The sequence below is a fragment of the Pseudomonas sp. SJZ131 genome (assembly GCF_007828705.1).
In the GTDB taxonomy this organism is placed as follows: domain Bacteria; phylum Pseudomonadota; class Gammaproteobacteria; order Pseudomonadales; family Pseudomonadaceae; genus Aquipseudomonas; species Aquipseudomonas prosekii.
In genome coordinates this window covers 737122-759414 of sequence record NZ_VIVC01000002.1, presented here as the reverse complement: position 1 = coordinate 759414, position 22293 = coordinate 737122, and the positions used below count along the sequence as shown (strand labels likewise).

General features: G+C 59.5%; 22 protein-coding genes and 1 pseudogene. 9 read left to right on the top strand and 14 right to left on the bottom strand.

Going from position 1 to position 22293, the window contains the following annotated elements:
• Window positions 1-8 precede the first annotated feature (8 nt).
• From fos to FBY12_RS10400, 4 genes are all read right to left on the bottom strand, one after another.
• Window positions 9-449 carry a fosfomycin resistance glutathione transferase gene (fos, locus tag FBY12_RS10415; RefSeq protein ID WP_145252816.1) on the bottom strand — a complete coding sequence of 147 codons (441 nt, stop codon included), beginning with the start codon at window positions 447-449 and terminating at the stop codon, window positions 9-11.
• A 4-nt stretch (window positions 450-453) separates the two neighbouring features.
• Window positions 454-1173 (bottom strand): hypothetical protein, encoded by a 720-nt coding sequence (locus FBY12_RS10410; protein WP_145252815.1) that lies wholly within the window; start codon window positions 1171-1173, stop codon window positions 454-456.
• 37 nt (window positions 1174-1210) lie between these two features.
• Entirely contained in the window at window positions 1211-1948 is a 738-nt protein-coding gene (locus FBY12_RS10405; protein ID WP_145252814.1) for a hypothetical protein, read from the bottom strand.
• 311 nt (window positions 1949-2259) lie between these two features.
• Complete coding sequence (locus FBY12_RS10400; protein ID WP_145252813.1) at window positions 2260-3174, bottom strand: LysR substrate-binding domain-containing protein; 915 nt, start codon at window positions 3172-3174, stop codon at window positions 2260-2262.
• A gap of 78 nt (window positions 3175-3252) precedes the next feature.
• On the opposite strand from FBY12_RS10400, the gene FBY12_RS10395 reads away from it, so the two are divergent.
• Window positions 3253-3741, top strand: a complete 489-nt coding sequence (locus FBY12_RS10395; RefSeq protein WP_145252812.1) for a DMT family transporter — start codon at window positions 3253-3255, stop codon at window positions 3739-3741.
• A 65-nt stretch (window positions 3742-3806) separates the two neighbouring features.
• On the opposite strand, the pseudogene FBY12_RS10390 reads toward FBY12_RS10395, so the two are convergent.
• Window positions 3807-4244: pseudogene (locus tag FBY12_RS10390) on the bottom strand (LysR family transcriptional regulator); the annotation flags it as partial.
• A gap of 213 nt (window positions 4245-4457) precedes the next feature.
• Here FBY12_RS10390 and FBY12_RS10385 point away from each other — a divergent pair.
• Both FBY12_RS10385 and FBY12_RS10380 read left to right on the top strand, forming a co-directional pair.
• Window positions 4458-5693 (top strand): aminotransferase class I/II-fold pyridoxal phosphate-dependent enzyme, encoded by a 1236-nt coding sequence (locus FBY12_RS10385; RefSeq protein WP_109520991.1) that lies wholly within the window; start codon window positions 4458-4460, stop codon window positions 5691-5693.
• A gap of 16 nt (window positions 5694-5709) precedes the next feature.
• Window positions 5710-6876 carry a multidrug effflux MFS transporter gene (locus tag FBY12_RS10380; RefSeq protein ID WP_145252811.1) on the top strand — a complete coding sequence of 389 codons (1167 nt, stop codon included), beginning with the start codon at window positions 5710-5712 and terminating at the stop codon, window positions 6874-6876.
• Between the two features lie 13 nt (window positions 6877-6889).
• On the opposite strand, the gene yiaY is transcribed toward FBY12_RS10380, so the two are convergent.
• Window positions 6890-8038 (bottom strand): L-threonine dehydrogenase, encoded by a 1149-nt coding sequence (gene yiaY / locus FBY12_RS10375; protein ID WP_145252810.1) that lies wholly within the window; start codon window positions 8036-8038, stop codon window positions 6890-6892.
• Between the two features lie 157 nt (window positions 8039-8195).
• Between yiaY and FBY12_RS10370 the strand changes: the two genes are divergently transcribed.
• Window positions 8196-9215 carry a DUF4917 family protein gene (locus tag FBY12_RS10370; protein ID WP_145252809.1) on the top strand — a complete coding sequence of 340 codons (1020 nt, stop codon included), beginning with the start codon at window positions 8196-8198 and terminating at the stop codon, window positions 9213-9215.
• 108 nt (window positions 9216-9323) lie between these two features.
• Here FBY12_RS10370 and FBY12_RS10365 read toward each other — a convergent pair whose 3' ends face one another.
• Complete coding sequence (locus tag FBY12_RS10365; RefSeq protein ID WP_145252808.1) at window positions 9324-9866, bottom strand: helix-turn-helix domain-containing protein; 543 nt, start codon at window positions 9864-9866, stop codon at window positions 9324-9326.
• Between the two features lie 159 nt (window positions 9867-10025).
• Between FBY12_RS10365 and FBY12_RS10360 the strand changes: the two genes are divergently transcribed.
• The 5 genes from FBY12_RS10360 (at window position 10026) to FBY12_RS10335 (ending at window position 16179) form a co-directional block, all read left to right on the top strand.
• Window positions 10026-10808, top strand: coding sequence for an aldolase (locus FBY12_RS10360; protein WP_145252807.1), 783 nt, complete (start codon window positions 10026-10028; stop codon window positions 10806-10808).
• Between the two features lie 39 nt (window positions 10809-10847).
• Entirely contained in the window at window positions 10848-11735 is an 888-nt protein-coding gene (locus FBY12_RS10355) for a dihydrodipicolinate synthase family protein (protein ID WP_145252806.1), read from the top strand.
• 269 nt (window positions 11736-12004) lie between these two features.
• Window positions 12005-12541, top strand: coding sequence for an RNA polymerase sigma factor (locus FBY12_RS10345; RefSeq protein WP_092271966.1), 537 nt, complete (start codon window positions 12005-12007; stop codon window positions 12539-12541).
• Complete coding sequence (locus FBY12_RS10340; RefSeq protein ID WP_145252805.1) at window positions 12538-13497, top strand: FecR domain-containing protein; 960 nt, start codon at window positions 12538-12540, stop codon at window positions 13495-13497. Before FBY12_RS10345 ends, FBY12_RS10340 begins: the two co-directional genes overlap by 4 nt.
• A gap of 123 nt (window positions 13498-13620) precedes the next feature.
• A complete protein-coding gene (locus FBY12_RS10335) occupies window positions 13621-16179 on the top strand; it encodes a TonB-dependent receptor (RefSeq protein WP_145252804.1) in 2559 nt (852 codons plus the stop codon).
• A gap of 96 nt (window positions 16180-16275) precedes the next feature.
• Here FBY12_RS10335 and FBY12_RS10330 read toward each other — a convergent pair whose 3' ends face one another.
• The 7 genes from FBY12_RS10330 to FBY12_RS10300 form a co-directional block, all read right to left on the bottom strand.
• The gene (locus FBY12_RS10330) at window positions 16276-16581 is read right to left on the bottom strand and encodes a ribbon-helix-helix domain-containing protein (RefSeq protein ID WP_145252803.1); all 306 of its coding nucleotides are present in this window, start codon (window positions 16579-16581) and stop codon (window positions 16276-16278) included.
• A 13-nt stretch (window positions 16582-16594) separates the two neighbouring features.
• On the bottom strand, window positions 16595-17176 hold the full coding sequence (locus tag FBY12_RS10325) for a DJ-1/PfpI family protein (RefSeq protein ID WP_145252802.1): 582 nt from the start codon (window positions 17174-17176) through the stop codon (window positions 16595-16597).
• Between the two features lie 408 nt (window positions 17177-17584).
• Complete coding sequence (locus FBY12_RS10320) at window positions 17585-18799, bottom strand: SAM-dependent methyltransferase (RefSeq protein ID WP_145252801.1); 1215 nt, start codon at window positions 18797-18799, stop codon at window positions 17585-17587.
• Window positions 18800-19056: 257 nt separating this feature from the next.
• Window positions 19057-19674 carry a TPM domain-containing protein gene (locus FBY12_RS10315; RefSeq protein ID WP_101208704.1) on the bottom strand — a complete coding sequence of 206 codons (618 nt, stop codon included), beginning with the start codon at window positions 19672-19674 and terminating at the stop codon, window positions 19057-19059.
• Between the two features lie 43 nt (window positions 19675-19717).
• A complete protein-coding gene (locus tag FBY12_RS28020; protein WP_145252800.1) occupies window positions 19718-20473 on the bottom strand; it encodes a YgcG family protein in 756 nt (251 codons plus the stop codon).
• 33 nt (window positions 20474-20506) lie between these two features.
• Window positions 20507-21478, bottom strand: a complete 972-nt coding sequence (locus FBY12_RS10305) for a YgcG family protein (RefSeq protein ID WP_145252799.1) — start codon at window positions 21476-21478, stop codon at window positions 20507-20509.
• Window positions 21478-22086 carry a LemA family protein gene (locus FBY12_RS10300; RefSeq protein ID WP_092271992.1) on the bottom strand — a complete coding sequence of 203 codons (609 nt, stop codon included), beginning with the start codon at window positions 22084-22086 and terminating at the stop codon, window positions 21478-21480. Before FBY12_RS10300 ends, FBY12_RS10305 begins: the two co-directional genes overlap by 1 nt.
• Window positions 22087-22293 lie beyond the last annotated feature (207 nt).

The following is a 22293-nucleotide window of genomic DNA, read 5'->3' as shown; positions in this document are numbered from 1 at the left end:
TCGCCAGTCTATCGCAGGTTTTTCGGCTCGACGTGTCGATCACCGACAAACTGCATGCCCGCATAAGGTTGTTGCCGACAGGCCGCCAGTCGCGACGCCAGATCCCCGACATGCGCTTCGAGTTTGTGCCCGTCCGGGTCGAGAAAATAAAACGACGCGCCCTCACTGCGGTTGTCGCGCCACTCCTGCACGCCGGCCGCGCGCAGGCGTTCAACAAACACCGCGAAGTCCGCTGCGCCGATGCTGAAGGCGTAATGCGTGTAGTCGGCGGCTGGCGCCGGGTTGCGCAGCGGGTCGAGAGACAGGCACAACCACAAGCCGGGCAGCGAGAGGTAAGCGCCGGCGTCCCACGTTGCGTCCAGACGCAACTGCAGCAAGTCGTGATAAAACGCCACGCTGCGGTTCAGGTCAGTGACGGCGAGGGTCAGGTGGTTGAGGCCGGTGAGCATGGGGTCAGTAACCTTTGAGTGCTTCGGGTATGACGTATTGCTGGCCATCGTAGCTCAGGGTGGTGCGGGTTTTCTTCAGATCGGTGGTTTTGGAGAGGCACTCCTCGCCTTTTTTATAGCTGCTCAGCACAGTCGTGTTTGAAGTGACGATCAGATCAGCGAGTCCGTTATGGCTTGTCTCGCCGATATCGACGGTCCTGCGGGTGTTCGTGCCCTGACCTTCGCAATCGCTCATCCACTCCCCCGCATTCCGGGCAACCACCAGACCTTCCAGCACCGGGCGTAGTTTATTGCCCTCCCGAAGGTACAGCGCAAGATCTGTTTTGGAGTAGGGAATAGCGCCCGAGCGATGATCGAAATCCGAGCGCAAACCAAACACCCGAACCTCCGGCGCCAAGGTGAAACGCGCGGTATCGATGACCAGTCCTTCAAAGCTGATGGCGTCGGAATTGTAGGCCTGGTCCTTGCGGTAAGCGGCGAGTGTCTGGTCATTGGTGGAATCGACGATCGCCAGTTCCAGATCAAACATCCCGCCATCATTTGCATCGTCGGAGGCTGGGGTAAATGTTGATTTCGCCGCAATGGCTTGGTTTTTGAATGCTGGCCAAACTTTGCAGCGTGCCAGCGAATGGCCGTCGAAATCCATTTCCTGACACGTGGCCTGAGCTTGGCCGGCAACCACTGCAACGCTGAATGCGAAAAGCAATTGGGTGGTGATGTTCATGTTCTTCCCTGATCCCTGAATCTATTGAAACCGCTTGTTATTGAACACCCTTGAAACCATCCGGCAACCCATAACGTTTACCGTCGTATCGCAACGTCGTCAGCACAGGTTTGCCGGTGGTCGACTTCACTTCGCAAGCATCTCCTTCGCCCTCGCCGACCATGCTGGTGGTCACCGATTTAACAATCAGATCCGCATAACCGTGAGAACTGGTTTTGCCGATTTCGATGGTTCTGACTGTGTTGGCGCGTTCTCCGGCGCAACGCGTATCCCACTCGCCGCTGTAGACGTACATCACCAGACGTTCGAGCACCGGCCGCAATGTGTTGCCCTCTTTGACGTAGAGCGAGAGCCACGATTCATCCATCGGGTTGGGGCCGGAGGAGCCTTTGAAGTTGACGCGCAGACCGAAGGCGCGCAGCTCCGGGGTAAGTTTGTAGCGCGCGGTGTCGATTTCCAGATCGTCCAATCTGAACGCATCGGAGACGAACGCGGCGGATTGGTGATACGTCGCCAACGGCTTGGCGTTGCCCGCCGAAAGCACCGCGAGGTCGAGATCGTATTTGCCGTCAGGGCCGGAATCACTGGCCGAAAACCCCGACTCGAATTGCGACGTCGCGGTAATCGTCTGCCCTGGATACGCCGGCCATTCCTTGCACACGGAACGCACAAAATCCCCATACAGCAGCGGTTTCTCACACGCGGCGAATGCCTGCGTGGTCATCGCCAAACCGCACAGCGCTGCACATCCGATCAATCCAGACTTCAATGTCATTCCCTGTTCCTTGTGTGTTTCAAAAAAAAATCAGCCAGATTCTGCCGCGCACTATCCTCGTTGGCGGGCGTGGGCTCAACAATTTGTTACGACAGCAGAACCAAACCGCACGCTAACGCCCGACAGCCACAACCTGTAGCAGCTGCCGAAGGCTGCGTTCGGCTGCGCAGCAGTCGTGAATTCAGACGACGCGGTGATTCAGGCAGTTCGCGTGCTCAGGTTTTACGCCTGCTGCGCAGTCGGACGCAGGCTTCGCCAGCTGCTACATGAAGCGATGACATGCATGACGCGCTGGGGGTTTTCGCTTCAGGTTAATGGGCGATGCCTGCTGCTTCTTCAATCCGCCCATTCAACCAATTCAACGCCTGATCGCCGCCGCGCCGTTTGTGCCAGACCAGCACAAAGGTAAACGGCGCAATTTCGAACGGCGGCGGGACGATGGTCAGTGAATGTTCATCAATCCCGCGCAGTGCGCGTGATGCGACGGTGAGGATCAGGTCGGTGCCCGCGATGAACGCCGGCGCGACGCTCCAGTGCGGCAGGCTGATGGCGACGCGGCGGCGTTCGCGCAACGCGGTCAGGGCGCGTTCGATTTCCGGGGTGCCGCTGCCGCGCATTTCCAGCAGGACGTGGGGCCGGGCGAGGTAGGTCGGCAGGTCGAGCGTGCCGTCGGCGGGCAGGCTGTTGCGGTCGATCAGGCAGGCGTAATGCTCTTCGAACAACGGCGCGCTGCGCAGTTCGTTGGGCAATTCCGGAAACACCCCCAACGCGACATCAATGTCGCCGTTGAGCACCGCGTCGAGCATGCCTTCGCGGCTGGCGTGGCTGATTTGCAGGTCGATGCCCGGCGCTTCGCGGCGCAAGGTGCGGATCAGCGTCGGCAAGACAATGGCGGCGCCGTAATCGGACATCGCCAGGCGAAAAGTGCGTTTGGCGATGGCCGGATCGAAGGTGTTCGGCGACAGCAGCGATTGCACCTGCGCCAGCGCTTCGGCCAGCGGCACCATCAATTCCAGCGCCCTCGGCGTTGGCACCAGACTGGCACCAGCGCGCACCAGCAGCGGATCGCCGAGCTGATCGCGCAACCGCGCCAGTGCATGGCTGACCGCCGGTTGGCTGAGGTGCAGGCGCTCGGCGGCGCGGGTGACGTGCTGCTCGCTGAGCAAGGCGTCGAGGATGACCAACAAGTTGAGGTCGATACGTCGCAGATCATTCATCTGATGCATGTTCCGCATTGGTATTTGGAATTTAAATCTGCGCGACGAATACCTTAGAGTCCAGCGAAACCTCTTGGAGTGTTGAACATGAGTACATTGCATTGGGCCGGCCTGTTACTCCTGGCGGTGATTGCCGGGGCGGTGGTGCCGTTTCAAAGTGCGATCAACGCCAATCTCGGGCGCGGCTTGGGCCATCCGTTATGGGCGACGTTGGCGTCGTTGCTGGTGAGTATCGTGGTGTTGCTGCCGGTGATGCTGGCGCTGCGTTTGCCGTTGCCGTCGCTGACATTTATCAGCCAGGCGCCGCTGTGGATGTGGGCTGGCGGGGCGTTCGGCGTGTGTTTTATTTCATTGGCGCTGATGCTGCTGCCCAAACTTGGCGCGTCGGGATTTATTGCGCTGGCGTTGGCCGGGCAAGTAATTGCTTCGCTGCTGTTGGATCATTTCGGCTGGTTTGGTTTGGTGGAGCGGCAGATGTCGTTGACGCGGGTATTGGGCGCGGTTTTGCTGATCGGCGGCGTGGTGTTGATTCAGTTCAGCGAATCGCCGGCCAAGGGGTTGGTGACGGCGAATTGAGGGAACGTCAGAAGGAATTCGGCGGATGTCAGTTGGTCATCGCGAGCAAGCTCGCTCTGACAGTTGCGCAACCGCAGCACCTTGCCCGCCTTGCGCGCGGCGGCGTGGGTGCGCATGTTCATGGAACTGGCGGCATGCAAACCACGTAATCACTGCCCAACGTATCGGCAAACGCCAACGTATCGCGGTCGGCCAACGGATGATCGGCGGGCATCAAAACCGCGAACCCCATGGCTGTGCTCGCCTAACTCCAGGCCCATTTTCTCGACGGTGAACAACATCTGCCGCGCGTGGTGCAACAGCGTTTCACCCGCTGCCGTCAGCGTCATGCCTTCGGCCTGACGCACAAACAGACTGATGCCGAACACCTCCTCCAACTCCATCAACCGCTTGCTCGCCGCCGACACCGCAATCGCCTCCCGCGTCGCGGCACGAGTCAGCGTGCCCTCCTCGTGCACGGCAACAAACAGCTGGAGAGTGATCAGGTCGAGACGGCGGATCAGGCCTTTTGCAGCATGTGGGGCTTGATGGCTGGGGACGGCTGAGTCGGCAGGATAGCCCGGTTTGACTTACGACATCACGGGACGCCTTCCTACATCTAAATCTCTTGAAACACTCAGCCAGATCGGAATTGGCCGATTTTATAACTGCTGCGCACCCCGTAAGGTCTCAGTACGCACGGACAGCTATACCCACTCAAGGAATGACACAGCGATATGGAATCGACCGCAGGTAAAGGAAACGCGTTTTCCAATTATAAAAAGCTGATCTCACTGGCGGATCACGACTGGGAAACCGCCGAAATCAGAAAAGTCGCGGGACTTAATGTTTCCATCAAAAATTCCAATCAAATGGTCGACCAACATGGACGAGTCTTCCACCACTTCTGCACGACGTCTTATCTGGGCCTGGATCACCATCCCGAGCTGCTTAAAGGCGCGATAACCGCGCTATGGGACACCGGCACTCTGCGGATTGCCAACTCAAAAAATCGCTGCAAATTGGCGATCCTTGATCAATACGAGTCTGAGTTGTCCGAATTGTTTGGCGCGCGTTGTATCAGCACTTTGTCGTGCAGCGCGGCAAGCGCCGGAATTCTGCCCTTGCTGGCCAGCGGTGTGCTCACTCAAAATCGCCCGCCGGTGATGGTATTCGACCGGTTGGCCCATTACTCGATGAATCATTTAAAGGCCGCCTGCGCAGATGAAACTCGCGTCGTAACGTGCGCTCACGGCGACATGGATTTTCTGGAAAAGCAGTGTCAGCAGAATAAAACCGTCGCCTATGTCGCCGACGGTGCTTACAGCATGGGCGGGATTTCGAACATGGACAGTCTTCTATACCTCAAGGCTCGCTATGGACTGTTTCTGTACATGGACGACTCCCATGCTCTATCCGCCGTCGGAGCATTCGGCCGAGGTATCGTCCGCCCCAGGCTGCAAGCCCTTGAAGATGACTGCGTGATCGTCGCTTCTTTGGCAAAGTCGTTTGGTGCCAGCGGCGGATTGGTGATGCTCGGTAATGAGCGGCAGAGCAAACTCATTCAGCGTTACGGCGGGCCGACCAACTGGTCGCAAAGTCTCAACAGCGCAGCCATTGGTGCCGGCAGAGCATCAATCAAATTACATCGCACTCCGGAATTCGCCTTATTACAGGAAAAACTCCAGTTCAATATCCAGCTCTTCGACGCTCTCATCCGAACCGAACAGCATGGCAGCAACATGGCGATTCGCCTGATTCACTGCGGCAAAGCAACGCTCGCCAACAATGTGGCAAGCGAGTTAGCCAACCTCGGTTTCTTTACCTCAGCGGTGTTTTTCCCGGTCGTCGCTCAAGGTCAGGCAGCCATAAGAGTCACCTTGCGGGCGGACATGACAGCGACGTTAATCAGGCAATTTTGTGATCTTGTCACCGAGCTTTTAAGCAAACACGGCCGGGATCCCAGCAACTGAAATCAGAGAGCCCTCCATGAAGAGCAGCACCACCCTCCTCGTCACGTGCAGCACGGTTTTTCTCGCGCAATTGGGCATGAGTATTTACCTGCCTGCTTTGCCGGAGGTTGCCCGGCATTTGTCTGCCGATGCTTCGCGGGTGTCTTGGGGGTTGGCGGTGTACCTGATTGGCATGGCGTTGCCGATGCTGTTCTGGGGCAGTCTTGGCCAGCGTATCGGGCGCAAACCTGTGTTGCTTGCGGCGCTTGGAATCTATGCGCTGGGCAATCTGGCATTGCCGCTGGGGCAGACGCTGGAATCGTTTCTGTTGTTCCGACTGATTCAGGGCATTGGTGCCAGCGGGATTTCGGTGATGGCGCGGGTCTTGATTCGCGACACGTTCCGCGGTGATTTGCTGGCCAAGGCGTTGTCGTGGATTTCGATTTCATTTGTCGTGGCGCTGGGCATCGGTCAATACCTCGGCTCAGTTATCCAGGTCGCGCTGGGCTGGCCGGCAATCTTTTATCTGTTGGGCAGCGTCAGCCTGTTGATGGCCGCAATCGTGGCGCGGGTCAGTTTCCCGGCTCTGGCCGAAGAGCATTGCGCATCCTCCGGTTGGGCGAGCTATTGGCGCATCCTGCGTCATCGCGGCTTTCTGCTGCCGGCGCTCGCGGGCGGTCTCGGTTACGGCGTGATTATCGCGTTCAACACCGCAGCGCCATTGATCCTGCAAGGTCCGTTCAACTGGTCCGCGGTGGAGTACGGACTGTTGGGATGGCCGATCAGCGCGGCGTATTTTCTTGGAGCTCTGGGGGTCAATCGCTGCGTGCTGCGCACCGGCCAGCATTGGCTGATGACGCTGGGTGTGGCGATAGTGCTGGCCGGCAGCACCGTGATGTTGCTCGGCAGTCTGGCCGGGACTTCGCTGGCGTTGCTGTTCTGGCTGCCCTACTGCTTTGCGGTGCTGGGGCAATCGCTGAACTACCCGATCAGTCTGGCGCTGGCCAACGACGGTTCGCCAGTGAGTGGCGCCTACGCGATGGCGTTGAGCGGGTTCATTCATCAAATGATGGCCGCGCTGATTGGCGCAATTGCCAGCCTGATCGCCAGTCATCAGGCATGGCCGTTGTCGTTGCTTTGCACATTGCTGGCGGCAGGCGCGATACTTTGCGTGAGGCTCGCGCGCCGCCGCGCTCCTGGTTAGAGCTCGTTACCGCTCAGAACGCGCTACGAAAGATTTCCTCGATCTGCCGTTGATCCGCCGCGCGTGGGTTGGTCAGGCCGCAGGCGTCTTTCAGCGCGTTGGTGGCGAGGACGGGGATGTCGTTGAGTTTGGCGCCGAGTTCACGCAATCCACCGGGGATTTCGACGTCTTTGGCCAAACTGCGGATCGCGCTGATCGCCGCTTGCGCGCCCTCTTCCGGGCTGAAACCGCGAATGTCGGCGCCCATGGCGTGGGCGACGTCGGTCAGGCGATCGGCGCAGACCAGCGCGTTGAAACTTTGCACGTGCGGCAGCAACACCGCGTTGCAGACGCCGTGCGGCAAGTCGTAGAAACCGCCCAATTGATGGGCCATGGCGTGGACATAACCGAGCGAAGCGTTGTTGAACGCCATGCCGGCGAGAAATTGCGCGTAAGCCATGTTTTCCCGCGCACCGAGGTCGCTGCCGTCACGCACGGCGAGGCGCAAATTGTTGCTGATCAGGGTGATCGCCTTGAGCGCGCAGGCATCGGTGATCGGGTTGGCGGCGGTGGAAACGTAGGCTTCGATGGCGTGGGTCAGCGCGTCCATGCCGGTGGCGGCGGTCAGGCCTTTGGGCATGGCGACCATCAGCGCCGGGTCGTTGACCGACAACAACGGCGTGACGTTGCGGTCGACGATGGCCATTTTCACGTGGCGTGATTCGTCGGTGATGATGCAGAAACGGGTCATTTCGCTGGCGGTGCCGGCGGTGGTGTTGATCGCGATCAGCGGCAGTTGCGGCTTGTCGGATTGATCGACGCCTTCGTAGTCGCGGATCTGCCCGCCGTTGGTCGCGCACAACGCGATGCCTTTGGCGCAGTCGTGGGGCGAACCGCCGCCCAGCGAGACGACGAAATCGCAATGGCTTTCCTTGAGCAGGCCCAGCCCGCGCTCGACGTTGGCGATGCTCGGGTTGGGTTTGGCGCCGTCGAAGATCACCGAATCGATGTCCTGCATCGCCAGTTTCTCGGCGATCATCGCCGCCACGCCGGCCTTCGCCAGGCCTTCATCGGTGACGATCAGTGCTTTGCGAAAACCGTACTTGCGAATCGCCTCCATGGCTTCGTCGAGGCAACCAGTGCCCATGATGTTCACGGCGGGGATGAAAAACGTGCTGGTCATGAGCGAATCTCCTGGCTGGGCCAAATCGGCGGCGCCGATCCAGCGGATGCCCACAGGATCGACCGATCGGTCACGGCGTATGTTGATCTGGCTCAAGTCCTGGTCGTGATAAAGTCGCCGCCCATCAGACCTTTTGCTTTTTGAGACGACCAACGCAATGACCGATTTTCAGGATGTCGACGCCCAACTTGAAGACTGGAACGCCTTGCGCACCAGCGCTTCCTTCAGCGGCCTGCTGCTGGGCAACGGCGCCAGCCGCGCGGTGTGGGACGATTTCGGCTATGACTCGCTGTTTGAAAACGCGCGCACCGTCGAGGAAAAACCGCTCAGCCAATCCGAGCTGAGCGTGTTCGATGCCCTGCAAACCCGCAGCTTCGAGCAAGTCCTCAGCGCGCTGAAAATCACCAGCCGCGTCAACAAGGCGCTGGCCGTCAGCTCGGCGGCGCCGCGCAATCGCTACTACGCAATCAAGGAAGCGCTGATCAACACGGTGCACGCGGTGCACATTCCGTGGCGTTTGGTAGTGCCGGCGACGTTGGCGACGATCAATCAGGAGTTGGCCACTTATCGCAGCGTGTTCACCACCAACTACGACTTGCTGGCGAACTGGGCGATTCAGCAGCAACCGGAAACGATCACCGACCTGTTCAACGGCACCGAGCCGAGCTTCGACTTGAGCGCCAGCACCACCGACAAAACCCGTTTGCTGTACCTGCACGGCGGTTTGCACCTGGTGCGCAATCAGGACGGCACGGCGCGCAAACTGATGTCGACCGAGGGCACGCTGCTCGGCAGTTTTGCCATCAACAACACGATCAAGACGCTGGACGACGTGCCGCTGTTCGTCAACGAAGGCCCGGCGCAGGACAAGCTCAAGACCATTCGCAGCTCGGATTATCTGTCGTTCTGTTACGACCAGTTATTGGGACACGGCGAGGGTTTGTGCATCTTCGGGCATGCGCTGGGTGAGCAGGACAGCCACATTGTCAACGCCTTGCGCCTGGCGAAACCGAAGGTGGTCGCGGTGTCGATCTATCCGCGCAGCAAGGCGTTTATCCAGCATCAGAAACGCCACTACGCGAAGGTGTTTGAAGGGACCGGGGTGGAGCTGCGGTTTTTTGATTCGAAGACGCATGCGTTGGGGAATTCGAAGCTTGCGGTACCGGTTGAAGTTTAGCGGCGCGGCGACTGACGCCATCGCGAGCAAGCTCGCTCCCACATTGGATTTGCGCCGCACCTGAGCCCCTGTGGGAGCGAGCTTGCTCGCGATGCTTTTGCAGCCAACTCACTCTTCGCTGCTATGCACCACCACCAGCAACTGCGCCTGAATCTCGCCCACTGACCTGAGCCGATGCGGTTTCTGCGCATTGAAGTGCAGCGCATCGCCGCGGTTCAGCAGCACGCGCTCGTTCATGAAATCCACTTCCACCTGGCCCTCATGGACAAACAGAAACTCCTCGCCCAAATGCTCCTTGAACGTCTTGTCGGCGAATTCGCTCGGCGGGTAAATGATGAACGGCAACAAGCTGCGTTCACTGACCTGATGGGCCAGCACCGCGTAACCCGGACTGCCATCGTTGGCCGCCAGTGACTGGCGCTCGTCGCTGCGCACCAGGCTGTAGCGGTCGAGGGTGATGTTGTCTTCGGAGAACAACTCTTCGACCTTCACGTTCAACGCCTTGGCCAGTTTCAACGCAGCGGCAATCGACGGCGTGTTGAGCCCGCGCTCGACTTTCGACAGATAACTCTTGGTCATGCCGGATTTTTCGGCCAAGGCCTCCAGCGTCACGCCAAGTTTTTTCCTGAGTAATTTCAAACGGATAGACATGCGCAGCGGTTAATCCATGAAGAAGTCGACGGCGTGTTATTGCCAATGACACAAAGTGTCATATAGCATCCTCAGTGTCATTTGCATTCACCCAAGATCTTGCAGGCACCGGGTGAACGGCAAATCCGACGTCCATTGAACCCCCCAAAGGACACCGATATGGCCAAGACCTTAGCATTACCCAAAGACCAACTGGTCAAGCAAGCACTGATCCAGATGCAAAACACCCTGGCGGATAATACGTGGACCGACCGGCAAAAGCTGGCCCTGACCTGCCGCATTCTGTTCGAAAACGGCCACGACTCGGGTCTGGCCGGGCAAATCACCGCCCGCGGCCCGCAGCCCGGCACCTATTACACTCAGCAACTGGGCCTGGGTTTCGATGAAATCACCGCCGGCAATCTGCTGCTGGTGAATGAAGACCTCGAGGTGCTCGAAGGTCACGGCATGCCGAACCCGGCCAACCGTTTTCACAGTTGGGTGTACCGCGCGCGACCGGACGTGAATTGCATCATTCACACGCACCCGACCCACGTCGCCGCGCTGTCGATGCTCGAAGTGCCGCTGCAGATTTCGCACATGGACTTGTGTCCGCTGTACGAAGATTGCGCGTTTCTCGAAGGCTGGCCGGGCGTGCCGGTCGGCAATGAAGAAGGCGATCTGATTGCCGGCGCCCTCGGCGACAAGCGCGCAATCCTGCTGTCGCACCACGGCCAGTTGTCGACCGGCGCGACCATCGAGGAAGCCTGCGTGATCGCGCAGTTGATCGAGCGCGCAGCGAAGTTGCAGTTGATGGCGATGGGCGCCGGGACGATCAAACCGATCCTGCCGGAACTGGGCCGTGAAGCGCATGACTGGATTGCCAAGCCAAAACGCCACGCCGCCGCTTTCAACTACTACGCTCGGCAGAACCTGCGTCAGCACGCCGACTGCCTGAACTGAACTGAACTGAACCCACCGAATTTCGAGAGGAGCATCGCCATGTCGAGCGCAAACATTCACGGCATCATCGGCTACACCATCACCCCGTTCACCGCCAATGGCGACGGCGTTGACTTGGACGCACTCGGGCGCTCCATCGACCGCTTGATCGACAGCGGCGTCCACGCTATCGCGCCGCTGGGCAGCACCGGCGAAGGCGCTTATTTGAGCGACGCAGAGTGGGATCAGGTCAGCGAATTCAGCATCGCGCACGTGGCCAAACGCGTGCCGACCATCGTCAGCGTGTCCGACCTGACCACCGCCAAAGCCGTGCGCCGCGCGCGTTTTGCCGAAGCGCAGGGCGCCGACGTGGTGATGGTATTGCCGGCGTCCTACTGGAAGCTCAGCGAGGCGGAAATCCTCGCGCATTACCGCGCCATCGGCGAAAGCATCGGCGTGCCGATCATGCTCTATAACAACCCGGCCACCAGCGGCACGGACATGTCGGTGGAGCTGATCCTGCGGATTTTCAACGCCGTCGAAAACGTGACGATGGTCAAGGAAAGCACCGGCGACATCCAGCGCATGCACAAACTGCAACTGCTCGGCGAAGGCCAGGTGCCGTTCTACAACGGCTGCAATCCGCTAGCGCTGGAAGCGTTTGCTGCGGGTGCGAAAGGCTGGTGCACCGCCGCGCCGAATTTGATCGCGCAGCTCAATCTGGATTTGTATGACGCGGTGTTGGCGAATGATTTGAGCAAGGCGCGCACGCTGTTTTATCGGCAGTTGCCGCTGCTGGACTTCATCCTCAAGGGTGGCCTGCCGGCAACCATCAAAGCCGGATTGCGCGCCACCGGGCTGGAAGTGGGCGACCCGCGTTTGCCGGTGTTTCCTTTGAGCGAGGCCGGATGTGGACAACTGCAAGAGTTGTTGAAAGCCCTGCGCTGATGCCAAAAACACCCAAAACCCATGTGGGAGCGAGCTTGCTCGCGATGAGGCCATAACATTCAACCGACAGGTTGACTGACAGGTCGCCATCGCGAGCAAGCTCCCTCCCACAGGGATTGGTGTTCGGCCCACAAAGTCTGGTTCTCGATCACATTCGAGACAAAACGAAACAATCCCAGCAAGCGACAAAAGATCCCGGAAGACAAATAGCAATAATTCTCGATATCATTCGCGACTTTCTGCGCTATGCCTCGTCTACAAGGATCTCCATGCCTCGTCTCACGCGCGACCCGCTGTCGGCTGATTCCTTTCGCCGGTTCTACGGGGACATCCTGCATTTCCTGCGCAAACGCACGGATAACCCCAGCGACGCGGCAGACATGACGCAGGACGTTTTCGCCCAATGGCTGGACTACGGCGACCGGGCGAAGGTCGAGCAACCGCGCGCGTTTCTGTTTCAGATGGCGCGCAATCTGCTGCGTGATCACTGGCGGCGGCAGAAGGTGCGGCACATCGTGCAAGCGCATCACGAGGCAGATAACGAACCCGTCGCCGACGATCAACACGACCCGCTCGCGGGCGCGCAACGCCTGCAACGTCTGGAGCAACTGAAAACTGTTCTCGCCGAGCTCTCGCCGCGCCGCCGAGAAGCCCTTATGCTGCACCGCTTTGAAGGCCTCAGTCAGGCGCAGATTGCTGAACGCATGGGTATTTCCCTGAGCATGGTGGAAAAACACATCGCTTTTGCGCTGCTGCATTGCAAGCGACGCCTGGACCACGAGAACGGCACGGAGCAGCCCGAATGAACCGTCATCACCCGATTGACCCCGACCTGCCGGATGACGGCATCGACGCTCAGGCGGCCAGTTGGTTTGTGCGTAATCGTCAGCAATACAACAGCGCCGACCGCAAGCAATTCGAGCAATGGCTGAACACGCCCGAGCACGCCAAAGCGTATCGCGCGGTCGAAGAGTTGTGGGCCGACCTCGCCGAATTGCGCCAGCAGAACCAACCGGTGGCGCTGCTGCCTCGGCGCAGAACCAGTGTCTGGCGCCCGGCGCTGGCCATCGCCGCCGCGCTGGTTTGCGCAGTATTGGCACTCAATCTGGGCACGTCGCACGGCGTTTATCAGCAGCAGATTGCAGCGCAGGACAAAGGCCTGCGGACCTTCAATCTGCCCGACGGCAGCACCTTGTCGGTCAACGCCAACACGCGGTTGCACCTCGATTTCGATGGCCATCAGCGCCAGGTTTTCCTCGATCAGGGGCAGATTTATCTCGAAGTCGCTCCGGACAAGGAACGACCACTGTGGGTGCACGCGGGCGCGGGCACGGTGCGTGTGGTCGGCACCGGTTTTGATGTGCGCCGCACGCCGCAGCAAATCGTGGTCAGCGTTGCTCACGGTCAGGTGGCTTTTGCGCCCGACGGTAAAGCGCCGACCCTGCTCGGCGCCCAGCAGCAAGCGCGGCTCGACGTGGCCAGCAATACCCTGCAACAGCAAACCTTGGCCGACGATCAGATTGCCGATTGGCGGGACGGGCATTTGTCATTTCGTAATCGCGAATTGGCCAGTCTGGTCGACGAGTTGAACCTGTACCGCGCGCGGCCGGTGCTGCTAGCCGATGCCCGACTCGGTCGCTTCAAGGTCTCCGGCAATCTCGACATCAACGATCCTGACGCCTTGCTCAACGCCCTCCCGGTGCTGATCCCGGTGAAAACCGTGACCCTCACGGACGGCCAGATCCGTATCGAAGCACGCTGAAACAACCTTACATGAGAATATTTTGCATTCGCATGTGAGGTTTTTTTTGCCTGCCGCGTCTTCCTCCGGTCTGCGTTGTGTACGCAGGCCTTTCTGGCCTTTTTCGCCGCCCTGGGGGATTTAATGTTTCGCGCGTCTTCGTCCTATCCGCTCGCCTGCCTTCGCCCGACTCTGCTCGCTGCTTGCCTGACCCTGAGCCTGCAAGCACACGCCGAATCGATCAATCTGCATTTGCCGGCGCAGTCGCTGGCCACTTCGCTGAGCCAGATTGCCCGGCAGGCGAACATCCAGTTGTTGTTCGACGAAGCGCAATTGCGCAACCTCAAGGGCCCGGCGATTGATGGCGATTACAGCGCCGAAGCGGCGATTCGCAAGTTGCTCGACAACAGTCAGTTCAGCCTGATCAAGGTCAACCAGACCTACGTCGTGCGCCCGCAAGAACCCGTGACCAGCAGCGGCGACGGCATTCAGCTCGACGCCTTGAGCGTGATCGGCAGCGGCACCGAAGTCGATTCCAGCACCGTCGGCCGTTCGACCCTGACGCAGGCCGATATCGATCGCCATCAACCGAGCAACATTCCCAGCCTGCTGGCGACGTTGCCCGGCGTGAGCATGGGCGGTTCGATGAAACCCGGCGGCCAGACCATCAACATCTGGGGCCTGGGCGACGCCGAGGACGTGCCGCTGACGGTCGATGGCGCGACCAAAAGCGGCTTCGAGCGTTATCAGCAAGGGACGATTTTCATCGAGCCGGAGCTGATCAAACGTATTGAAGTGGAAAAAGGCCCGCACTCGGTGCTGACCGGCAACGGCGGTTTCGGCGGCACCGTGCACATGGAAACCAAGGACGCGCCGGACCTGTTGCAGGAGGGCCGCAATAGCGGCGCGATGGTCAAATACGGCTACGCCAGCAACGATCATCAGCAAACCTACAGCGGCGCCGTGTTTGGCCGCACCGACGATGGTCGCGCCGACGCGCTGGTGTATTTGACCAAGCGCGATGGCGACGACATGAAGCTCGCCGGCACCCCGCCCGACCCGGACAACAGCTACCCGATCAACCCGCAGCGCTTGCCCAACAGCGCGCAGGATCTGGACGGCCAGTTGCTCAAATTCAACTTGCACCTGAATGACGAACACAGCGTCGGCCTGTCGTATTCACGCTCGCAAAGTGAGCGCTGGACGCCCTTCTCGTCCGCCAGTTACCCGACGCCGCCGACCCAGTCGAACATCAAGCAATACGGTTATCGAAATGCCCTGAAACGCTTCCTCGCCAACCGCGAAACCGTCGACACCACGTGGTCGACCAAGTATCAATATCAGCCGCTGGACAACCGCCTGATCGACTTCAAGATCAGCTATTCGGAGTCCAACACTGACCAGACCGACGAGCGCGACGCCACGGCGTTTTTCCAGACGGCGACCGGCGGACGCAAAATGGACACCGCTTACAAGGACCGGATCGTCGAGGCGAGCAACGTCAGCCTGTTCGACACTGGCGCGCTCGCGCACGCGGTGACCAGCGGCGTGCAAATCCGCAAGCACAGCCGCGACACCGAGATGTGGATGCCGGGCAAGACTTACGACGTCGAGAAGTACAACTACGGGCACTTCCAGCCAAGTTTCATGCCGCAGGGCAAAGTCGATACCAACAGCGTTTATCTGCAAGACGCGATCACCTTGGGCAACTTCACCCTCACGCCGTCGCTGCGTTATGACCATGTGCGCAACCGAGGCGAAGCGAATGACGCGCCGTATTACAACAATCAGGATCCGAGTGTCGGCCACGATTACAGCGACCGCACTTACACCGGTTGGTCGCCGCGGCTGTCGGCGTTCTGGAAAGTTACGCCGGATGTGGCTTTCTTCGTCGACTACAGCAAAACCTGGCGCGCGCCGGTGATCGATGAACAGTACGAAGTACAAGGCCTGGGCAATCGCACGGCCACCAGTGTTGACCTCGACCCGGAACGCATCACTGGTTGGCGCGCCGGTAACATCAGCAACTTCGCGAACGTGTTTGTCGATCACGACAACGTGCAGATCCGCACTACGTTGTTCCGCAACAAGATCGAAGACGAAATCTTCAAAGCCACTGGCGTCGGTTGCCAAAACCAGGCGATCAAGGGCGGCACTATTGGCTCGGACTGCCAGGGCTCAGGACCGATGGGCAACTACCGCAACATTGGCGGGCTGACGATGAAGGGTTTTGAAGTGGAGAGTTTTTATGACTCCACTTACCTCTTCGGTTCGCTGTCGTATTCGTGGATGACCGGCAAACATGAAGGCGCTTACACCAATCCCTGGGGCCCGGATGTATGGGCGCGCGATGTACCGCCGCCGAAGTGGATTGCGGTGCTCGGCGTGAAGATTCCAAGTTGGGATGCGCAGGTGGGTTGGCAGGGTGAGTTTGTGCGCAAGACTGATCGGCTGCCGAGCGACAACTATGGCTCCGGGAAGAATACGGTTGGCGATGTGTTTTACGACCAGTACGCCAATGACCGTTACAACGTGCAGGGGTTGTTTGCCAATTGGAAACCGCAGCAGGCTTATTTGAAGGGCACTGAGGTGAATCTGACGGTTGATAACCTTTTTAATGAGGATTACCGACCGGCGTTGAGTGGCGATCGGGCTTATAGCCAGGGGAGAAATGCCAAGGTGAGTGTGACGCGGTTTTTCTGACCCACGGTTTGTGGTGACAGGTCCGGCCCGCCTCGCTCCTACACAGGAATACGCCAAACCTGTAGGAGCGAGGCTTGCCCGCGAAGGCGATTTCAGCTACTTCACCGAACTGCGCACCACCGACAACTCCGGCGCCCCCCCCCGCCGCTGCGACAAATACCGCATGCAACTCACCCGCAGAAACGACGCAAAATTCACCACTTCGCCACGGTAGTCCATCACCTCTTCATAGAGCTTGGCGATCAATTGGTTGGTGGTCATGCCGTCGACCTCGGCGATTTCGCTGAGGATGTCCCAGAACTGATTTTCCAGGCGCAGCGTGGTGACCACGCCGCAGATGCGCAGCGAGCGGGAGCGCGATTCGTAGAGGATCGGATCGGCTTTGACGTAGAGCTCGCACATGCAAAGTCCCTCGTTACAGCGTGATGGTGGTGCCCAGCAAACCGAGGAAAGCGGCCAGCCAGTTCGGGTGCGCTGGCCACGCGGGCGCAGTCGCCAGATTGCCTTGAACGTGTGCATCCGTCACCGCGATATCGATGAACGTACCACCGGCCAGTCGCACTTCCGGCGCGCAGGCCGGGTAGGCGCTGCATTCGCGACCTTCTAAAATGCCGGCGGCGGCGAGCAATTGCGCGCCATGGCACACGGCGGCGATCGGCTTGCCGGCGGTGTCGAAATCTCGCACAAGTTGCAGGACTTTTTCGTTCAGCCGCAGGTACTCCGGCGCACGACCGCCCGGCACCAGCAGCGCGTCGTAATCGGCGGCGTCGACCTTGGCGAAGTCGAAGTTCAGGGCAAACAGGTGACCGGGTTTTTCGCTGTAGGTCTGGTCGCCTTCGAAGTCGTGGATAGCAGTGCGCACGGTCTGCCCGGCGCTTTTGTCCGGGCACACGGCGTGCACGTTGTGGCCAACCATCAGCAGTGCCTGGAACGGCACCATCACTTCGTAATCTTCGACGTAATCGCCGACCAGCATGAGGATTTTCTTGGCAGCCATGGGTAGGACTCCTCTGGGAATACGTGGGCGTTTGGAGGGTCCACGGTAGTCCGAATCTTCTGAGGCGGGTAATAACCAGCTACTACGGGCAACACGGGTTTTGTGGTGAGGGGCTTGCCCCTTCCCCACAGAGGCTGAGGAAAACCATGCACTGATCAGCGGCGCCGGCAATATTCAGGCAGCCCAAACTGCCCCGCATAAACCCATGCCCTGTGGGAGCAAAGCTTGCTCGCGCATAAACCCAGCCCTGTGGGAGCAAAGCTTGCTCGCGATAGCGATTTCAAGGACGCCATCGCGAGCAAGCTTTGCTCCCACAGGGCGATGGCGATTTCAAGGACGCCTTCGCCGGCAAGCCTGGCTCCTACAGGGGCGTGGTGATCAGAGATTTGGTGATCAGAGGTGTGCTGATCAGAGGTAGCCGTCAGCCCGCAGCAACGTTTCCAGGCAATGTTCGCTGATCTGGTAGAAGTCCTTCAGCTCTTGAATCTTCACCAATAACTGCGCCGGGTCCTGCGGTTCGGCGCGTTTGACCGCGAGGATCATTTTGTTTTTGTTGGTGTGGTCGAGTGAGATGAACTCGAAGACCTTGGTCTCGTAACCACACGCTTCAAGGAACAGCGCACGCAAGCTGTCGGTGACCATTTCCGCTTGTTGGCCGAGGTGTAAACCGTATTGCAGCATCGGTTTGAGCAGCGCCGGGCTCTGGATTTGCAGGCGGATCTGTTTGTGACAGCACGGCGAGCACATGATGATCGACGCCCCGGACCGAATGCCGGTGTGAATCGCGTAGTCGGTGGCGATGTCGCAGGCATGCAGGGCGATCATCACGTCGAGTTCGCTCGGCGCCACGCTGCGTACATCGCCGCACTTGAACACCAGCCCCGGATGGTCGAGCTTGGCGGCAGCGGCGTTGCACAGGTTGACCATTTCTTCGCGCAACTCGACGCCGGTGACTTCGCCCTCGGCGTTCAATGTGTTGCGCAGGTAATCGTGAATCGCGAACGTCAGGTAACCCTTGCCCGAACCGAAGTCCGCCACGCGCACCGGTTTGTCCAGAGCCAGTGGCGAGGTGGTCAGGGCATGGCTGAAGACTTCGATGAATTTGTTGATCTGCTTCCACTTGCGCGACATCGCGGGGATCAGCTCGTGCTTGCTGTTGGTCACGCCAAGGTCAGCGAGAAACGGCCGGTTCAGGTCGAGAAAACGATTTTTCTCGCGGTTGTGCTCGGCGGACGGCACTTCGCGCAATTGCTGAGGTTTGCTTTTGAACAGCGAAGATTTGCCCTTTTTGCTGTATTCGAGCTGCGCTTCATCAGTCAGCGCCAGCAAATGCGCATTTTTGAACGACTCCGGCAACAGCGCGGCAATCGCCGCCACGCCTTCGGTCAACGGCAAATTCTTGGTGATGTCGCGGGTTTTGTAGCGATAAACGAAGGACAGGCACGGCTGATCCTTGACCGTCAGCTGCTTGATGATCAGCCGCTGCAAATCCGCTTCGCCGCCGACGTACTTGGCCAGCACCAGTTTGATGAAGGCGTTGTCGTCGAGGCTGGTTTGCAGCAGGTTGATGAACTGGGCGTGATGGTCCGGCGCGAGGCTGGCGGGAGTGGCGGTAACAGACATGGGAAAAACGGCCTCGGGCGGAGCGAATCGGGAATGGCGGGTATTTTAGGGGGGATGCGCCGCAAGGGCACGGCTAATTTCCCCAACGGCGTGATCCTGTAGCAGCTGCCGAGCCTGCGAGGCTGCGTTCGGCTGCGCAGCAGTCGTGGACGGAGCACGCGGTTTTTCTGCAATACCGGGTGTGCGGTTTTACGACTGCTTCGCAGCCGAACGCAGCCTCGCTGCGCTCGGCAGCTGCTACAGGAGATTGGGGGGGGTCAGCGCAACACCACCAAGCGGTTCGGCAGTTCGTTTTTCTGCTGCGTTGCCGGCACGTGCACTTTGAGCAATTCGCCGCAGGCCTCGATGCAGGTCACAAAACCCTGCAGCGTCTGGCCCTGTTTCACTTGGCGGGTGAACGCCGCGACAATCACTTCCCAGCTCTGGTTATCCAGCCGCTTGGAAATCCCCTCGTCCACCAGAATCTCCACATAACGCTCGGCCTCGCTGACAAAAATCAGCACGCCGGTGCTGCCAACGGTGTGGTGCAGGTTCTGCTCCAGAAACTGTCGGCGTGCCAGGTTCGATGCGCGCCAATGGCGCACCGAACGCGGGATCAGGCGCGTGGTGATCGCCGGGATCCGAAACAACAGGCACAGCACGATGAAACTCGACCACTGCACCATCAACAACAGGTTGAGCGTCAATGCGCCGGTCAGGTAATGCACGACGCCCGGTACCACCAGGGCCAGCAAACTCGCCCACAGCAGCGGGATATACGTGTAATCGTCGGCGCGGGCCGCGAGCACGGTGACCAGTTCGGCGTCGGTTTCGCGCTCGACCCGGGCAATCGCCTCGGCGACTTTGCGTTGTTCGTGTTCAGTCAGTAATGCCATGGTTATAAATGCCTGTTCCCTGATATTTTTATTGGCCGCATCATCACCAGCCGCCAGACGAACCGCCGCCGCCGAAACTCCCGCCGCCACCGCTGAAGCCTCCGCCGCCACCGCCGCCACCAAATCCGCCACCGCCGAAACCGCCACTGGAACCGCCCGAACCACCGCGACCGGCCGGCAAAATGCCGAGCATCTGGCAGATGAACACCGTGACGATGAACAGCATCACCAGGAAGATAAACAGCCCCGGATGGCGCGAGATGAAATCACTTTCTTCGCTGCCGCTGGATTCATACACCGTCGACGGTTCGTCCAGCGGATTGCCGCCCAGCACCACCAGCATCGCGGCCACACCGTCGCTGATGCCTTTGCTGAAGTTGCCGGTTTTGAACGCGGGGGTGATCACCTGATTGATGATCACCGAACTCTGCGCGTCGGTCAGCCGATCTTCCAGGCCATAGCCGACTTCGATGCGCAACTTGCGCTCATCGCGGGCGACGATCAGCAGCGCACCGTTGTTCTTGTCCTTCTGCCCGATGCCCCAGGCACGCCCCAGTTGATAGCCGAAATCGGCAATGTCGGTGCCCTGCAAATCCGCCAGGGTCACCACCACCAGTTGCTCGCCGGTCGAGGCCTCGTGGGCCTGCAACTGCTGCGTCAAATGCTCGCGCACGGTCGGCTCGATCATCTGCGCGTTGTCGACCACCCGCCCGGTCAGCGGCGGAAATTTCAGTTCGGCCTGAGCCGTGACCGCGACCACCCAAAGCACTAACACCAGGGCGTATTTGACGATTCCCATCAGCACCTCTTCCTGAATAATTGAGCCGGCGCGCTACCAACTGCCGGAAGCGCCGCCACCGCCAAAACTGCCACCACCCCCGCTGAAACTGCTCGAACTCGAAGTGATCGAGTCAATATCCCGCGGCCCCGAGCTGCCGAAACTGAAACTCCAGCTCTTGTCAGGCTTGGGCGTTCTCGCCTCGCGAAGCGCGGCTTCTTTCTTGGCTGCTTTTTTAGCTGCTTTTTCGGCTGCTTTCTGTTCTTTGGACTTCGGCCGAAACGGATCGTCGTTATCGCGCCATGACCAGGCAAACACCGCGAACGGAATGCCGATCAACACGGTAAAGAACAGCACTCGCACTACGCCAAACCAGTCGGTGTTTGCCAGCCAGCCCTTGTCCGCGGAGTGATAAACCATCATCCGGTCCGCCGCTGGCCCGAGCAGCCTTACGATCGAGGTCGTCCCGGCGATGATCCCCGTCGAATACAGATCATCCTTGAAGTACGGAATGATCGAGTGCTGAATGATCATCGCCGCCGAAATGTCGTTGAGCGGCCCTTCAAGTCCGTAGCCGACTTCGATCCGCACCTTGCGATCGTCGCGCGCCACCAGCAGCAGCACGCCATTGTTTTTGTCCTTCTGGCCGATGCCCCAATGCCGGCCCAGTTCCACACCAAACTCTTCGATGCTGTAACCGGCGAGGCTGGGGACAGTGACCACGACCACTTGATCGGTGGTCGACTGTTCCAGGCGCTCAAGCATCTGCGTGAGGTAAACCGCAGCCGACGGTGTGAGCAATTGCGCCGTATCGACGACGCGCCCGGTCAGCTTGGGGAACAGGCTTTGCAGCGCTACGGGCGTCGCCGCGACCGGTGGCGGCTCGACCTGCGAAACGGTTTGCGCCTGAGGCACATTCAACCCGTCCGTGGGTGTTGCAACCTGCGGCTGCGCCATCACGGCGCAACTGCCTGCCAGCCACAGCGACAGCAGCGCGCCTTGCAGCGCGCGCTGTACGCCACGCATCAGAACTTCACTTGCGGCGCTTTATCGGCATCCGGGCTGGTCGCCTCGAAGGTCTCGCGGATCGGCAAGTCGCTGTACATCACGCTGTGCCACAAGCGACCTGGGAAGGTGCGGATTTCGGTGTTGTATTTCTGCACGGCGAGGATGAAGTCGCGGCGCGCCACGGCGATACGGTTTTCCGTGCCTTCAAGTTGCGATTGCAAGGCGAGGAAGTTCTGGTTGGCTTTGAGGTCCGGGTAACGCTCGGACACCACCATCAGACGGCTCAACGCGCCGGTCAGCTGATCCTGCGCCTGCTGGAACTGCTTGAGCTTTTCCGGGTTGTCGAGCGTGCTGGCATCGACCTGGATCGAAGTCGCCTTGGCCCGTGCCTCGATCACCGCCGTCAGGGTGTCCTGCTCATGCTTGGCGTAACCCTTGACGGTTTCCACCAGGTTGGGGATCAGGTCGGCGCGACGTTGATACTGGTTCTGCACCTGGCCCCAGGCGGCTTTGGCCTGTTCGTCGAGGGTCGGAATGGTATTGATGCCGCAGCCGGCCAGCAGCGAGGTCAGCAGCATCAGCGCGGCGACGTGCAGGCTCGATCGATAGTTGAGTCGGACATTCATGAAGGTGATGCTCCTGTGTACATTCCATTGAAAAAACATCCAGCGGCGTGAAACCGAGCCATTAAGGCATAATCTGCGGCCACCACTGGATTGCATTGAGCCAATGGGCTAAAAGATGCCCAGCGCGATAAACAGTTCAGAAAAAACTGCAGTTAAAAAAGCAGCTCTGAAAAAAACAGCTCGCAAGTTTGCTGTATTTTCCCGAGC